General features: G+C 70.6%; 11 protein-coding genes. 10 read left to right on the forward strand and 1 reads right to left on the reverse strand.

Going from position 1 to position 16380, the window contains the following annotated elements:
• Positions 1-291: 291 nt before the first annotated feature.
• From QCD66_RS16735 to QCD66_RS16770, 8 genes are all read left to right on the forward strand, one after another.
• A complete protein-coding gene (locus tag QCD66_RS16735) occupies positions 292-1233 on the forward strand; it encodes an ABC transporter permease (RefSeq protein ID WP_375734814.1) in 942 nt (313 codons plus the stop codon).
• On the forward strand, positions 1230-3257 hold the full coding sequence (locus QCD66_RS16740) for a dipeptide/oligopeptide/nickel ABC transporter permease/ATP-binding protein (RefSeq protein WP_375734815.1): 2028 nt from the start codon (positions 1230-1232) through the stop codon (positions 3255-3257). The genes QCD66_RS16735 and QCD66_RS16740 overlap by 4 nt, the downstream gene beginning before the upstream one ends.
• On the forward strand, positions 3254-4309 hold the full coding sequence (locus QCD66_RS16745) for an oligopeptide/dipeptide ABC transporter ATP-binding protein (RefSeq protein ID WP_375734816.1): 1056 nt from the start codon (positions 3254-3256) through the stop codon (positions 4307-4309). Before QCD66_RS16740 ends, QCD66_RS16745 begins: the two co-directional genes overlap by 4 nt.
• Before the next feature lie 86 nt (positions 4310-4395).
• On the forward strand, positions 4396-5970 hold the full coding sequence (locus QCD66_RS16750; RefSeq protein ID WP_375734817.1) for an ABC transporter substrate-binding protein: 1575 nt from the start codon (positions 4396-4398) through the stop codon (positions 5968-5970).
• Positions 5971-6017: 47 nt separating this feature from the next.
• Entirely contained in the window at positions 6018-8093 is a 2076-nt protein-coding gene (locus QCD66_RS16755) for an acetate--CoA ligase family protein (protein WP_375734818.1), read from the forward strand.
• Positions 8094-8098: 5 nt separating this feature from the next.
• On the forward strand, positions 8099-9619 hold the full coding sequence (locus QCD66_RS16760) for a class I adenylate-forming enzyme family protein (RefSeq protein ID WP_407567194.1): 1521 nt from the start codon (positions 8099-8101) through the stop codon (positions 9617-9619).
• Positions 9620-9622: 3 nt separating this feature from the next.
• The gene (locus tag QCD66_RS16765; protein WP_375734820.1) at positions 9623-10795 is read left to right on the forward strand and encodes an acyl-CoA dehydrogenase family protein; all 1173 of its coding nucleotides are present in this window, start codon (positions 9623-9625) and stop codon (positions 10793-10795) included.
• Between the two features lie 29 nt (positions 10796-10824).
• The gene (locus QCD66_RS16770; RefSeq protein WP_375734821.1) at positions 10825-11802 is read left to right on the forward strand and encodes an acyl-CoA dehydrogenase family protein; all 978 of its coding nucleotides are present in this window, start codon (positions 10825-10827) and stop codon (positions 11800-11802) included.
• Between the two features lie 131 nt (positions 11803-11933).
• Here QCD66_RS16770 and QCD66_RS16775 read toward each other — a convergent pair whose 3' ends face one another.
• Positions 11934-12722 carry an enoyl-CoA hydratase-related protein gene (locus QCD66_RS16775; RefSeq protein WP_407567195.1) on the reverse strand — a complete coding sequence of 263 codons (789 nt, stop codon included), beginning with the start codon at positions 12720-12722 and terminating at the stop codon, positions 11934-11936.
• 105 nt (positions 12723-12827) lie between these two features.
• Between QCD66_RS16775 and QCD66_RS16780 the strand changes: the two genes are divergently transcribed.
• Complete coding sequence (locus QCD66_RS16780) at positions 12828-15305, forward strand: CoA transferase (RefSeq protein WP_375734822.1); 2478 nt, start codon at positions 12828-12830, stop codon at positions 15303-15305.
• Entirely contained in the window at positions 15302-16360 is a 1059-nt protein-coding gene (locus QCD66_RS16785; RefSeq protein ID WP_364219489.1) for an LLM class F420-dependent oxidoreductase, read from the forward strand. The genes QCD66_RS16780 and QCD66_RS16785 overlap by 4 nt, the downstream gene beginning before the upstream one ends.
• The last annotated feature ends 20 nt before the right edge of the window (positions 16361-16380 follow it).

A 16380-nucleotide genomic window follows, 5' to 3' on the forward strand; every position in this document is an offset into this window, starting at 1 on the left:
CGCCGTGCCGGCCCGGACCCGCTGGGTCGCCCGGTAGCTCGATCTCGCTCTTTGTGCTGCTCGTCGTTCTCGTCCTGATGAATCCCACGGGTCGGATCCGGGCTGTCCGGGCGCTGGGGTGAGGGTGGTTTCGCTGCGTGTCCGCTGCGTTGCCCGCTGCTCTCCGGGGTCTGCCTCCCGGCGTGATCTTTCCCTCGTTCTTGACTGACTGGACGGTACAATGCACGATGTCTGGGTTCAGACATGCTGCCGTAACAAGCTTGTTACTGCGCAGGCCGGTGAGGGGGCTCGATGCGCAACGTGGTGATCAGGTTGCTCACGATGATCCCGCTCGTGCTGCTCGTGGTCAGCGGTACGTTCTTCCTGTCGCTGGCCTCGAACGTCGATCCGGCTGAGATCATTCTTGGCGGCAACGCGACACAGGAACAGATCGACGCGCTTCGGCAGCAGCTCGGGCTCGACCGGCCGGCCCTCGAGCAGTACTGGACCTGGCTCAGCGGCCTGCTGCAGGGTGATCTGGGAACCTCGCTGTACACCGGTGCCTCGGTGACGGACCTCTTCCTCGCCGCGCTCCCGGTCACGCTGTCGCTGACCGCCGGCGGACTCGTCGTCGGTGTCGTGCTCGGCGTCGGAGCCGGGCTGTTCGCCTCGGTCGTCGCGGGTACCCGACTCGACCGAGGCGTCATCCTCCTGTCCACCATGGGGCAGGCCGCGCCGAGCTTCTTCGTCGGGATGCTGATCATCTACTTCCTGGCGCTGCAGCTCGGCTGGTTCCCCGCCACCGGCTACGTCTCGCCGGCGGACAGCTTCGGCGGCTGGCTGCACTCCCTCGCCCTGCCGTCGATCGCGCTCGGCGTCGGCGTCGCGGCGGCGCTGTCGCGGCAGGCCCGGTCCAGCATGATCACCGCGTTGCAGCAGGACTACACCCGTACGGCGTTGAGTAAGGGGCACTCCCGGCGGCGGGTGGTGCTCAAACACGCCGGACGCAACGCGGCCTCGCCCGTGGTCACGTCCATATCGTTCCAGGTCGCCCAGCTACTCGGCGGTGCGATCGTCGTGGAGCGGCTCTTCGCACTGCCGGGGCTCGGCTCGCTCACGATCGACGCCGTGCTGCGGTACGACCCGAACATCATCCAGGCGGTCGTGCTGTTCGCGGTCGTCGTCGTTGTCCTGGTCAACCTTCTCGTCGACGTGTCCTATGTCTGGCTCAACCCGAAGGTGCGGACAACATGAGCGAATCAGCTTCCGACGTTCCGCGCCTGCCGGCCGCCGATGTCGCCGCCAAGGGGAGTGTCAGGTCCAGCCGGTTCCTCGGCCGGCTGCTCCGGCAGCGGTCGTTGCTGATCTGGGGCACGGTGGTCGGGATCATCGCGCTGAGCGCGGTCCTCGCACCGCTGCTGTCCCCGTTCGATCCGGACACCGGTGTTCTGGCGGACAGCTTCGCGCCACCGTCCACCGAACACTGGCTCGGTGCCGACCGGTACGGACGGGACGTGCTGACCCGTGTCCTGTACGGCGGGCAGGTCGCGCTGCTGGCTGCCGTGCAGGCCGTCGCCATCGCTCTCGGCATCGGCGTTCCGGCCGGACTGGCGATCGGATACGCGGGCGGCTGGCTCGACCGGATCCTCATGCGCCTGGTGGACGGCGTGATGTCGGTTCCGTTCCTCGTGCTCGCCATCGCCGTGATCGCGGCCCTGGGTCCGGGACTGCACAACGCGATGGCGGTCGTCGGCATCGTCTACGCGATGTCCGTACTCCGGCTCGTTCGCGGCGAGGTCCTCTCCGCGAAGGAGGAGCTCTACGTCGACGGGCTCAAGGTCTCCGGTGCCGGCGGCCCCCGGATCCTGTTCCGGCACATTCTCAACAACATCGCCCCGCCGATCATCGTGCAGGCGACGCTCATGTTCGCCACCGCCATCGTCGCCGAGGCGACCCTGTCCTACCTCGGCCTCGGCGTCACCCAGCCGACCGCGAGCTGGGGCTCGATGCTCTCCGAGGCACAGGCGACGATCCGCCAGAACTTCTTCCTGGCCGTGCCGCCCGGCATCGCGATCTTCATAACGGTCCTCGGCATCAACCAGGTCGGGGAAGGGCTGCGGGACCTGTTCAGCCGCGAGATCACCGTCGGACGGCTCGGACTCAACGTGGTTCGCAAGACGCGACCGACGGCCTCGGAACGGGAGATCTTCGCCGGCGAGCCCGACCAGCCATCCGCGCTGGAGGTGCGGGATCTCAGCGTCTCGTTTCCCCAGGCGGGCGGCCAGCGCGTCCAGGTCGTCCAGAACGTCGATCTTCGGCTGCGGCGCGGGGAACTGCTCTGCCTGGTCGGGGAGTCGGGAAGTGGGAAGAGTGTCACCGCCATGTCGATGCTCGGACTGGTCTCGCACCCCGGTGTCGTCACCGCGTCCAGCGTCCGGCTGGGTGACGAGGAGATCAGCGGCCTGGACTTCAAGGCCATGCGGTCGATCCGGGGCAACCGGATCGGCGTGGTGTTCCAGGATCCACTCGCCAGCCTGAACCCGACGTTCACCGTGGGTAACCAGATGTGCGAGGCGATCATGGAACATCGTGACGTCCCGCGACGCGAGGCGCGACGGCTCACCATCGACCTCTTCGAACGGGTCGGTATCCCGAACCCCGAGCAGCGACTCGACGACTACCCGTTCCAGTTCTCCGGCGGCATGGCGCAGCGGGTCATGATCGCCATGGCGCTCTCCTGCGATCCGGAGGTCCTCGTCGCCGACGAGCCCACCACCGCCCTCGACGTCACCGTGCAGAAGCAGATCCTCGACCTGCTCGTGGGGCTTCGTGACGAGCGGGGCCTGTCGATCCTGCTCATCACGCACGATCTCGGTGTGGTGGCCGAGGTGGGGGACACCGTCGCCACCATGTACGCCGGGCAGATAGTCGAGTCCGGCCCGGTGGCCGAGGTGTTCGCCCAACCGCGTCATCCGTACACCCAGGGCCTGCTCGACTCGATACCCAGGAACGTCGCCCCGGCGGGGGCACTGCCGTCGATCCGGGGAACGGTTCCCCAGCCGATCGACTGGCCGGTGGGCTGTCGCTTCGCCGACCGCTGCGACTTCGCCACCGATGCCTGCCGGCGGTCCCCGGTCCCGCTGGCACCCACCGTGGACCCTGGGCACAGCACCCGGTGCGTTCGCGTCGACGAGTTGCGGTTAGCCGGGATCGGCGACGAGCAGTCGCAGGTCGCGGCGGTTCTCTCGCGGGCCTCCGGGCGGGACGGTGTGGCATGACCGGCAAGCGACAGCCACCCACGGACGACGTGCTCGAGGTCGACGATCTGTGGATCGAGTTTCGTGGCGGCCGCAAGCGTGCCTGGGGCCCCAGATCGGTCGTCCGTGCCGTCTCCGGTGCGAGCCTTCGGCTGGGGCGGGGGCGCACGCTCGGGCTCGTCGGCGAGTCGGGGTCGGGGAAGACGACGATCGGCCGGGCCGTGCTCCGGCTGAACGCGCCGACCCGGGGCTCCATCACCGCGGCGGGCTTCCGGGTCGACCAGTTCCGGGGTGCTCCACCCGCCCGGTACCGCAGGGCGGTGCAGGCGGTGTTCCAGGACCCGCTGGGGTCGCTCGACCCTCTGATGGAGGTGCAGCAGATCCTCGCGGAGCCGCTGCGGATCCACTTCGACCTCGAACCGGGAAAGCGCCGGGCGCGGGTACGTGAACTGCTGGAGATGGTCGGGCTGAGCACCGCACACCTCAGCCGCTACCCGTACGAGCTGTCCGGCGGCCAGCGGCAACGTGTCGCTATCGCCAAGGCGCTCGCGGTGGATCCACAACTGATCGTGCTCGACGAACCGGTGAGCGCGCTCGACGTCTCGGTCCAGAGCCAGATCATCAACCTGCTCGACGGCATCCAGCGGGACCGCGGCATCTCCTATCTGTTCATCGCCCACGACCTGGCCGTGGTTCGCCACGCCAGTCACGACGTCGCGGTGATGTACCGCGGCCGCATCATGGAGAGCGGCCCGGCCGACCGGGTCTGCGGGACACCACGGCACCCGTACACCCGGCTCCTCTTCGACGCCGTGCCCAACCCGGTGCCCCGCTCCATGCGCGGTCCCCGCCGGGCCAACCAGTTCGATCTCCCGTTGCCCGACATCGGCGTCGAACCGACGCCGGCCGGGTGCCCGTTCATCACCCGGTGCCCGTTGCGTGGTCCCGAATGCGCAACGGGCTTCCCGGAGCCGACGCCCGTCCCGGGGGGCGGCGAGCTGGCCTGTTTCGCCGCCGAGCGAGTGCTGCGGGCTGCCGCGACCCCCGACCTTCCGAGGAAGGACGCCACATGAAGCCGACAGTTGAGTCACTGACCGGATCGCGAGGAAGCAGCCGACGACGAGGCGTTCGAACGGGCGTCAGAACAGCGGCGGCCGTCGTGGGACTGAGCCTCGTCCTGGCCGCGTGCAGCGGCAACGGCAACTCGGGCAACGACGTCGACGAGTCGATTCTCGAGCACACGAGCACCGAGGCACTCGCCGCGATGGTCAGGACCGACGGCGCGCCCGGCGAACCGACCGGCACCCTGCGGATCGGCTCCTGGATCTCCAACGGCTCGTTCGACCCCGTCGCGATCACCGTCATCCAGGGGCAGAACCTGCATCCCGCCTACGACCCGCTCTTCCAGATCAACGACAAGTACGAGCCGCTGCCGTGGCTCGTGGCGAGCTGGGAGGAACCGACCGCGACCAGCGCCCGACTCACGCTGCGCGAAGACGTGGTCTTCCACGACGGCACCCCGTTCAACGCCGAGGCGGTCAAGGTCAACCTGGAACGGGCGGCGGCGACCACCACCAGCCCGAACGCCAACATGTACGCGTCGATCGAGTCGGTGACCGTCGAGAGCGAGTTCGTGGCGCTGGTCGAGTTCGAGCGCCCGTACCCGGACTTCTACTACAACATGGCGACCCCGGCCGGCATGATGGTCAGCCCCGCCGCCATCGCCCAGGGCAGGGACCTGTCCCGGGAACCGGCCGGGTCCGGCGGCTGGCGCTGGAAGGGCGACGAGTTCGCCGAGGGCTCCAAGCAGGTCTACACCGCGAACCCCGGCTACTGGAATCCCGACGCGGTCAAGGTGTCCAGGGTCGAGATCAACATCTACACCGATCCGGCCGCCCGGCTGAACGCCTACACCAGCGGGCAGATCGACATGATGACGTACGTTCCCGACGCGAACAAGGCGCTCGTCGAAACCTCGGGATCACGGGTCTTCTCCGATCTGTCCATCGCGACGACCGTCGTCATCATGGACCGCGAGGGCACCGTGGTGCCGGCGTTCGGCGACCCGCGGGTGCGGCAGGCGATCGGGCTGCTGATCGACCGGGACGGCTTCAACGTCGCGGTACTGGGTCGCAGCGGATACCCCGCCGGCGGCTTCTCGTCCCCGACCACGCCCTGGTACGACGAGGCGCTCAACCAGCGCGCCCTGGACATCGAGCAGGCCAAACAGTTGCTCACCGAGGCCGGTTATCCCGACGGCTTCAGCTTCCAGTTCCCGAGCACGACCTCGATCGCCCCGGCGGTCGTCGCCGTCCAGCAGATGCTGGCGGCCGGCGGGATCACGATGAACATCGTCGACCTCCCCCCGTCGGAGTACACGGCCGCCCAGCGCAAGGGCGAGTATCCGGCGTCGTACCTCATCCCGACCGCCGTCGACATCGACCAGTGGTGGACCCGCACCGTCTCCAACAACGGACCGCTCAACCCCTTCAAGCTGACCGACCTGGAGGACCTGGAGAAGCGGTACGTCGACTCCCTCGCCCTGCCGACGGCGGAACGCGCCCCGATCCTCAAGGAACTGCAGGCCGAGGTGATCAACCGGGGTGTCATCTTCCCGCTGAGCCTGCGGTCGCGCATCGCCGCCGCCAAGGAGCAGGTGGTGGCGACCCAGCAACCGGTCCTCGCCCCGGAGGACTGGGCGCTGCGCCCGCACTACCTGTGGCTGACGCAGTAGCCGCACCAGCGTCACGACCCGAGGGCAAGAAAGAGAACGGACGAACCTTGACACTCACCGCGTTCCTGAATCCCCGGTCCATCGCCGTGGTCGGTGCCTCGCAGAAAGCGGACTCGGTCGGCGGGCGGATCATGGGCCAGCTCACCACCAGCTTCGACGGACCGATCTATCCGATCAACCCGAACTACGACACCGTACGCGGGCTGCCCGCCTTTCCCACGGTCGGCGCGGTCGGACAACCGGTCGACCTGGTGCTGGCCGCGGCAAGCAGCAAGCTGATCCCGTCCATCCTGCGGGAGAGCACGCAGTCGGGCGCGCAGGGCGCCGTGGTCTACTCGTCGGGCTTCGCCGAGGTCGGCGGAGCCGGCGAGGCGCTCCAGGCCGAACTCGACCGCCTCGTCGCCGAGACCGGGCTGCGCCTGCTCGGCCCGAACTGCCTCGGCTTCGCCAACTTCCGGCGCGGGTTGACCGCGACCTTCACCCGGGTGCCCTTCGACGTCCGGGACGGGAACATCGCCGTCCTGGCCCAGAGCGGGTCGATGGGCATCGGTACGGCCAGCCTGCTGCGCGCCGACGGCGCCGGCGTGGGCTTCTGGGCGGCCACCGGCAACGAACTCGACGTCTCCACCGGCGAACTGGCCATGGAACTGCTCGCCAGCGAGGAGGACGTCCCCGACGTCATCGCCATGGTCGTCGAGGGGGTGAACAACGCCGCGACGGTCATGAAGGCCGGCCGGCAGGCGGCCCGGGCGGGCAAGCAGGTCGTGCTGCTGAAGCTGGGGCGCACCGAACGGGGCAGGCAGGCGGCGATCAGCCACACCGCAGCCCTGGCCGGCTCCTACGCGACCTTCGCGGCGGCGTGCGAGCAGAACGGCATCGTCATGGTCGACACGATCCGGGAACTCGTCGACGTGACCCGCGGCTTCGCCGCCGGCCGCCGGCCACGGGGCAACCGGGTCGTCGTCATCAGCAGCAGCGGCGGCAACGGCGCTCTGATGGCCGACGCGACCGAGCAGGCCGGGCTCGCGCTGCCACCGCCGAGCGCGCAACTGCGGGCCGGGCTCGCGGAAGTGCTCCCGTCCTTCGGCTCCACGGGCAACCCGGTCGACATCACCGGCAACCTCGTCAACGACCTGCGCCCGGTGGCGGCCGTGCTCGAGGAGGTCGGCTCCAGCGACGAGTTCGACATCGTCGCGTACGGCACCGTGGCACGTACGCTGCCGGAGACCCACCGCGAGATCCTGCTGCGCGCCGCGCGGGGCACCGACAAGCCGTTCCTGGCCCTGGCCCATCAACCGGACGTGCTGACCCGGATGGCAGAACGTGGCCTGACCTGCTTCGCCGACGCCGCCAGCCTGATCGGTGTCGCCGGGAAACTGGTGCGGGCGCAGGAGGCCGGCGCGTTCCTCGACCTCACCGACGCCCCGTCGGCCGGCGCGGCCACGGTCACCGCCACGACCGGAACGCTGTCGGAGTCCGAGTCGAAGGCGCTGCTCGTACGCTACGGCGTACCGGTGCCGACCGAGACGGTCGTCGACGCGGAGGACGCGGCGGTGCGTGCCGTGGAGGAGCTTCCGGGACCCGCCGTACTCAAGATCGACGCGGCCTGGCTTCCACACAAGTCCGACGTCGGCGGCGTGATCGTCGGTGTGCGGGGGAGGGAAGCGGCGTCGGCCGCCTTCGCCCGCCTCGGCCAGGTGGCGCGAGAACATCGTCCCACCCCCGACGCGCCGTACCGGATCCTCGTGGCCGAACAGGTGCCGCCCGGGATCGAACTCATGCTCGGCCTGACGCGGGACCCCGTGCACGGAGCGGTCGTGACGCTCGCCGCCGGCGGTGTCGCCGCCGAGATCGTCGCCGAGTCCCAGGTCTCGGTCGTCCCGTTCAACCGGTCCCGGGCCCGGGCCATGGTCGACCGCCTCTGGGGCGGACGACTCGTCAGCCACCACCGGGGGCTCACCGCGGCGGCGCGGGACTCGCTCGTGGACGTCCTCATGGGCGTCCAGCGGCTCGCCCTGGCCGAGCCGGCGGTCGCGGAGGCCGACGTGAACCCACTGATCGCGACACCGGACCGGGTCGTCGCCGTCGACGGCCTCGTGGTGCTCGACGGAGGGCAAGGGTGAGCGTCGTGACGACCGGAAACGGCTACTCGGTATCCGAGCGGATCGCGCAGGTGATGCGGATCGACCCCGCCGCCGACGCCCTCGAATTCCAGGGGCGGTGGGTCACCTGGGGACGGCTGCGGGAACTCGGCGACGCGGTGCAGGGCATCCTCGCCGACTTCGGCCTGCCGCCAGGGGCACCGATCGGCATGCTCATGCGCAACCGTCCCGGTACGGTTGCGGCGATCCTGTCCCTGCTGACGCACGAACAGACCCTGGTCACCGTGTCCAGCCTGCAGCCGGACGCGAAGCTGGCCGCCGAACTGGGCCGGCTGCCGGCGACGGTCCTGCTCGCCCACCCCGACGACTGGGCCAGACCCGGGGTACGGGAAGCCGCCGCCGCCGCCGCGGGCTGCCTGGCGATCGCCATCGACGACACCCGGGTCGAGGTGCTGGAGCCGCTGCGCCGCGACGACGCGGCCGACCTCGCCATGCCGGGCACCGCCATCCTCATGCTCACCAGCGGCACGACCGGGCCACCGAAACGCGTCCCCCTCACTTATGCGGGATTCGACGCCGGCTACGCCGGTGCGTCGCACTACGAGAGCGGCTCGGCGGCGGTGCGGCTGCGCGACAGCGTCGCGATCGTGATGGCACCGCTGGTGCACGTCAGCGGGATCTTCACACTGCTGCTGAACGTTCAGGCCGGACGCAAGATAGCCCTGCTGGAGCGGTTCGCGGTCGACGAATGGCTGGAGCTGGTCACCGAACACCGACCGAAGGCCATCACGCTCCCGCCGACGGCGCTGCGGATGGTGATGGCCGCCGGTGTCGAACCGGAGCGGCTGTCCTTCGCCCGCAGCGTTCTCGTGGGCACCGCACCGATCAGCGTCGAGGACCAGCTCGCCTGGGAGGACCGGTACGGCATCCCCATCCTGGTCGTCTACGGCGCGACGGAGTTCGCGGGCGGGATCGCCGGCTGGACGCTCGACGACCACCGCCGGTTCGCCGCCACCAAACGCGGCTCGGTCGGCCGCGCCCACCCCGGCGTCGAACTGCGGGTCACCGACGAGGTCACGGCAGAGCCGCTCGGCGCCGGCGAGGTCGGCCTGCTCGAGGTGCGGGCGCCGCAACTGGGCAGGCGTGGATCGCAGTGGGTACGGACCACCGACCGGGCCCGCCTCGACGAGGACGGCTTCCTCTGGATCGTCGGTCGGGCCGACGACGTCATCATCCGCGGCGGATTCAAGGTCTCGACCGGGACCGTCGCGGAGACCCTCAAGCTCCACCCCGCCGTACGCGACGCCGGCGTCATCGGCCTCGACGACCCCCGACTCGGGCAGGTTCCCGTCGCCGCGGTGGAGGTCGCCCCGGGGGAGACCGTCGACGAGGCGGCGTTGAAGCAGTTCGCGCGCGAGCGTCTGACGCCGTACCAGGTGCCGGTGCGAATCCACGTGCTCGATTCGCTACCGCGCACCGCCGCGCTGAAGGTCAGCGGACCGCTGCTGCGCGAACTGCTCGAGCCACTGGCACGACAGGAGCGCTGAACCATGCGACTGCAGCTCAACAGCCGGGAACGGGAGTTTCAGGAGCGCGCGGCGGACTGGCTGTCGGACAACGTACCGACAGCCGACCGCCCACCGTCGGGACCGGCCATGGTCGACTTCGACCGTGCGTGGCAGCGCCGCCAGTACGACGGCGGCTGGGCCGGGGTCTCCTGGCCGAGCGAGTTCGGCGGTGCCGGACTGAGCCTCACCGAGCAGATCCTGTGGTACGAGCAGTGCGCGCGGTTCGACGCCCCGGAACCGGGGGTGTTCAACATCGCGCTGGGCCACGCCGGCCCCACCCTCATCGTCGAGGGCAGCGAGGCGCAGAAGCACGACCACCTCGGACCGATCCTGCGCGGCGAGGAGATCTGGGCACAGGGCTTCTCCGAACCCGGCGCCGGCTCCGACCTGGCGAGCCTGCGCATGCGCGCCGTACGCGACGGGGACGACCTGGTCGTCAACGGCTCGAAGATCTGGACGACGAAGGCGTCGGTCAGCGACTGGCAGGAGCTTCTCGTCAGGACCGATCCGGAGGCGGCCCGGCACCACGGACTGTCGTTCCTCATCGTGGCCCTCGACACCCCGGGGATCGAGGTGCGCCCGATCACCACGATGGACGGCGACACACCCTTCGCGGAGGTCTTCTACGACGACGTACGCATCCCGCTCGCCAACGTGGTGGGCCGGCTCGGCGACGGCTGGAAGGTCGCCATGACGACCCTCGGCCTCGAACGCGGCACGATGACGCTCGGGATGGTGATCCGGCTGCTGAAGCTGATCGACCAGGTCAGGGAACTCGCGGCGACCCGGGTCGACCGGCGGGGTCGGGCCATGCTCGCCAACGACGAGGTGGCGGCGGCGATCGCCGACATCGAGTCCGAGGGGGTCGCGCTCTACGCGCTCGCCCTCGCCTTCGTCTCCGAGGTCGTCCGCACCGGGAAGGCCGGACCGAAGGGCTCGATGGTGCGCCCGTTCTACGCCGAACTCAGCCAGCGGGTCAAACGCCTCGGCGCGGACCTGCTCGACCGGGAAGGGCTGACGGTCGACGGCTCGGCGGCCGCCGCGGAGTTCGTCCCCTCCTACCTCTACTCGTTCGCCCACACGATCGGAACGGGCACCTCCGAGGTACAACGCAACGTGATCGCCCAACGCGTGCTCGGACTGCCGCGCGCCTGAGCCGGAGCCGGAGAACAGGGGGACAGGCAATGGATCTGTATCCGTCGGACGAGCAGCGGGAGCTTTCCGCGGCCGTACGCGACGTGCTCGCCGGGGCCGCGCCGATGGACGGTGCGACGGGGAGCGACGACGCCTGGTCGGTCGCGGCCGGCCAGGGCTGGTTCGCCCTCGGCCTCGACGAGGCCGACGGTGGCCTCGGCGGGACGCTCGCCGACGAGGCGCAGGTCTTCGCGCAGATCGGCGCCGCCGCTGCCGCCGGACCGTTTCTCGCCACGAACCTCGCCGCCCGGGTCGCCACCGTCGCCGGCGAACGGGCGCTTGCCGACGGGTTGGCGGCCGGGGCACTCCGGGCGGCCCACGCGTTCGGCTCCCACGACGACCGGTTCACCGCCTTCGATGCCCGTGGCGCGGGCGTGTTGCTCCTCGTCGACGAAGAACGCTCCCGGCTGCGCCTGTACGGGCTGGCGGACCGGGACATCGTCGACGATCTCTCTCCGATGGATCCAGCGGTCACCGTGGCCAGGGTCGGCCTGGACCGCGCCGAGGTGCTCGCCGAGATCACCGGAGCCGACGCCGACGCCGTCCTCGTACGCGCGTCCGTCCTGGTCGCCGCGATGCTCTCGGGCGTGGCGACGGCCGCCACCTCGATGTCGGTCGAGTACGCCAAGATCAGAGAGCAGTTCGGCCGGCCGATCGGCGCGTTCCAGGCGATCTCCCACCGCTGTGCGGAGATGGCGATCCGCTCGAACGCCGCGTCGGCGGTCGTCGACCTCGCCGCCGTCAGCGTCGACGAGGGACACCCGGACCTGCGGCGCCGGGTGGCGGCCGCCCGGCGGTTCACCGAGTCGTCCGCGTTGGAGAACGCCCGGGTGAACATCCAGAACCACGGGGCGATCGGCTTCACGTGGGAGCACGGCGCTCACCGGCTGCTCAAGCGTGCGCGGTTTCTCGGGCTGGGTTTCCAGCCTCGCGACCTGCAGACCGAGGTGCTCGTCGGCACCGGCTGACCTGCCCGGCACCGCGTCGGTCCGGGCCCGTGCGTCGATCCAACCAGTTGGTCGTACGCCCGGGCCGTTGACCGCCGGCCGGACAAGGCCGGGCCGCCACGGGGAATCGCCGCGCGGTTCCGGCGTCGTCGTCAGCGGTCGCGTGCGTCGGATCGCCTCGCGCGCTCGCGCGCCTCGCGATAGGTGCCGCCGTGGTCGATCGCTGTGTAGACCCGCTCGTAGCCGTCGGCCCACGCCTCGTCGAAGCTGCGGGCGGCGTCGAGTCGCACCTGCTGACGGAGTTGGTCGAGCGCATGGGCGCTGTTCGCGGCGACCTGGAGTGCGTACTGCCGCACGTCATCCTGCAACGACTGCGGTTCGGTCAGGAACTGGGCGAGCCCGTAGTCATGTGCCTGGGTCCCACTGATGACCCGTGCGCTGAGTAGCAGGTCGAGCGCACGGCCGGTGCCGACCAACTGGGTGAGGGTCCAGGAGAGGTTCAGCTCGGCCGCCAGGCCGAGTTTCGCGATCGTCGTGGTCCACTTCGCGTCCGGAACCGTGAACCGGACGTCGGCCATGAGCGCGTGGGCGAGGCCCGCACCAGCGACCGCGCCGTTGACCGCGGCGATGACAGGCTTGGAGATCCGTACCGCCGCGTCCCGGGGAGCTTCCCGCGCCCGCTGACGCACACCCTCGCCGGTGAGACTCTCGAGTCTGCTGAAGTCGGCGCCGGCGCAGAAACCTCGACCGGCGCCCGTGACGACGACGACGCGGACCGCCGGGTCGGCATCGGCTCGCTGGAGCGCGGCGACGTAGCGGTTGGTCATGTCGCCGACAAGTGCGTTGAGGCGATCTGGACGGTTGAACGTGATCGTTGCGATCGGCCCGTCGACCGCGTAGAGGATCGTGTGCTCCGCCGCCTGGTCGGCTTGGTCAGACATTCTTTCAGTGTACCGATCGGTCAACGGAGGACAAGCTCGCCTACGAATGGACCCCGCTAGAGATGGACCTTGTTCTCCGTTCGACCGATCGGTACATTGGACGCTATGTCGACGGGTCCTGGGACGGGTGAGTTCGACGGCATGCTCAGCGGCTGCCGGGTGATCGACGCGACGGACGGGCGCGCGATGCTCGCGGGACGCATCCTCGCCGACCTCGGTGCCGACGTCGTCCAGCTCGAGCCGGCGCGGGGAGCCCGCACGCGCCGGCCGCATCCGCGGTCCACGCCCGGACGGTCCAACGTGTGGTCGACCTTGGCGGCCGGCAAGTCCCGCCTCCTCCTCGACCTTGACGTGGCGGACGATCGGGAACGCTTCGTCGACCTCTGTGGTCGCGCCGACGTGCTCCTGCACTCCGGCGCGGGCGGAATCCTGGGTTCCACCCTCCAGGTGGCGGAACTTCCCGCACTGGCATCCGAACTCGTCGTCGTCACGATCACGGCTTTCGGTCTGGGTGGACCCAAGAGCGGCGCCCCGGCCAGCGACCTCACCTTGTGGGCCGCGGGCGGACCGATGGAGCCGCTGCGCGACGGGTCCCGCCCCCCGCTGCGGGTCTCGGTTCCCCAGGCGTGGCTACATGCCGCGGCCGACGCTGTCGTGGGTGCGCTGCTGGGACTACTGGGTTCCGAGCAGACCGGCCGCGGCCAGGTCGTGGACGTGTCGGTGCAGGCGTCGGTGACGCTCGCGACCCTCGGCTGGTCGCTCAGCGGGAAGATCGGCGAGACGGCGCGGCCGGGCGGCCTGTTCAGTGCCCAGCGCCCCGATCAGAGCGGCAGCGGTTCGACGGCGGCCGGCTCGATGCGTCGCTGGGAGTGCGCGGACGGGTTCGTCGAGTTGAACCTCTCGATGGGCCCCGCCACCGGCGCCTTCACGAACCGCCTGTTCGCCTGGATCGCCGAGGAACGCGGCGACGCGGTTCCCTTCCGCGAACTGGACTGGCGCGAGGTCCCGGCCGCGCTGAGGTCGGGGGACGTCGATGCGACCCTGATCGAGGCAGCGCGGGCTGTCGTCAAGAACTTCCTCGCGTGCAAGGCGAAGCGCGAGATCCTCGAACAGTCACTCGCCCGACGTCTGCTCGCCGTGCCGGTCCACGACCTGGCCGACGTCGCGGCGGATGCGCAGTTGGCCAGCCGTGGCTTCTGGGTCGACGTGGCGCAGGAGAGGGGCGGCGTCGCGATCCCCGGACGGTTCGCGCACGTGTCCGGCGCCCCCGGGCCCACGGTACGTGGGGCCGCACCGGCGGCTGACGCGCCGAACGACGACCCGCTGAGGCGCTGGGCCGTCCGCGACCGCGGGTCCGCCGGCGCGACCGCCGGTGCGGCGCCCGTCGACGGACTTCGGGTGCTCGACCTGTCCTGGGTCGTGGCCGGCCCTCTCATCGGTCGTACCCTCGCGGACTTCGGGGCAACCGTCATCCGTGTCGAGTCCGCGGCTCGGATCGACACGGCGCGCGTGGCGGGCCCGTTCGTCGGCGGGCAGTGGGGGCCGGAGAACTCGGCGCTCTACGGGACCTGCAACGCGGGCAAACTCGGCGTCGCCCTGGATCTCTCGACCGAGCCGGGGCGGGAGGTCGTGCGTGACCTCGCGGCGTGGGCCGACGTGGTCATCGAGTCGTTCGCGCCGGGGCGGCTGGCCGCGTGGGGCCTCGGATACGACCGGCTCGCGGCGGGGCACGAGGACTTGATCATGCTGTCGACGAGCATGACGGGCCAGACGGGGCCCCATGCCCGACTCGCCGGGTTCGGCAACGTCGGCGCCTCGCTCAGTGGTTTCCAGGCCCTCGCCGGCTGGCCCGACCGCCCTCCCGTCGGGCCCTTCGGCGCCTACACCGACTACGTCGCGCCCCGGTTCTCGTTGGCGACGCTGCTGGCGGCCCTCCGGCACCGGGAACGCACGGGCCGCGGTTGCTGGATCGACGTGTCCCAGGTCGAGTGCGGCGTCATGTTCCTGTCACCGGAACTGCACGCCTACCGGGTCGACGGGCAGCTTGCGCGAGCCCGTGGCAACGCCGACGCGGACCATGTGCTCCACGGGGTGTACCCGTGCCGCTCCACCGACGACCGGGGGCGCTACGTCGCGATAGCGGCCGCCGACGACGAGCAGTGGGAACGGCTCGCCGCCGTGCTCGGTCTGCGCCCCGATGAGCCGATGTCGTCGCCGCGTGCCGCCGGGCCGGCCGTGCCCACCATCGACGACCTCGTCAGCGAACGCACGCGCGCCTGGGATGCCGACGAGTTGCAGGATCGGTTGCTCGACGCCGGGGTACCCGCGCACGTCGTCGCCGACGGTGCCGACCTCGCCGCGGACCCGCAGCTGGCCGCGCTGGGACACTTCGTCGAGGTTCCGCACCCGATCCATGGGCGAATGACCGTGGAGGCGCCGCGGTACCGTCTCTCCGCCACTCCGGGGCGGGTGCGAGGTGCCGCGCCGACGCTCGGGCAGCACACACGCCAGGTACTGACCCAGGTCCTCGGCTACGACGTCACGCGCGTCGACCGACTCCAGGAAGAGGGTGTGCTTCGATGACTCTCCGCATCGGCTTCACGTCGGGGATCTGGACCTCGAGTGAGCGCGTGCGTGACCTGCGCGACCTCGTACTCGCGGCCGAGCGTCTCGGCTTCGACTCGGTCTGGGCGGGCGAGGCGTACGGCAACGACGCGCTCACCCCGCTCGCGTGGGCCGCGGCGCAAACGACACGCGTACGGCTGGGCACATCGGTGCTGCAGATGCCGACGCGCAGCCCGGCCGCGGTGGCGATGGCCGCGGCATCCCTGGACCTCCTCTCCGGCGGGCGGTTCGAGTTGGGCCTGGGCACATCCGGGCCCCAGGTTGCCGAGGGTCTGCACGGTCAGCGGTTCGAGCGGCCGTTGGCGCTCACGCGCGACTACGTCGCGATCGTCCGTACGGCGCTGCGCCGCGAGGTCGTCGAGCATCGTGGCGAGGTCCTGACCGTGCCGCTGCCCGGCGGCCCGGGAAAGGCGCTACGGCTGATGATCTCGCCGACCCAGCGGCGGATTCCGATCCACCTGGCGGCGAACGGTCCGCGGAGCATGGAACTCGCCGGCGAGATCGCGGATGGCATCATCCCCACGATGCTCACACCCGACGGCGTCCGCCGGGCATGGGGGCGGGTGCGGCACGGCGCCGACCGGATCGGCCGGTCGCTCGACGACTTCGCGATCACGGTCACGATGAAACTCGTGATCGATCCTGATCCCGAGGCCGCACGGGACCGGGCGCGGCCCTATCTGGCACGCCTCGTCGGAGGCATGGGCTCGCGCGAGCAGAACTTCTACAACGACGCGGTGACGCGGGCCGGTTTCGGGGACGAGGCGCACGAGATTCGCGCCCGGTACCTGGGCGGAGATCGCGCCGGGGCCGTCGCGGCCGTCACCGACGACGTGGTCCGGGCCTTCTGTCTTGCCGGCTCGCCGACCGAGGTCGCGCATCGGATAGCCGAGTACCGCGCCGCTGGCGCCACCCGTCTGATCGTCGCGAGTCTCGCCGACGGGCTCGAGCGCGAGATGGAGCAGCTCGAGATGGTGGCAGAGTTGGCCGGCCTCGACGCCGCCACCGAGTAGCGCCAACGAGACCGGCGCAC

The organism is Polymorphospora sp. A560 (assembly GCF_045781765.1).
Taxonomy (GTDB): domain Bacteria; phylum Actinomycetota; class Actinomycetes; order Mycobacteriales; family Micromonosporaceae; genus Polymorphospora; species Polymorphospora lycopeni.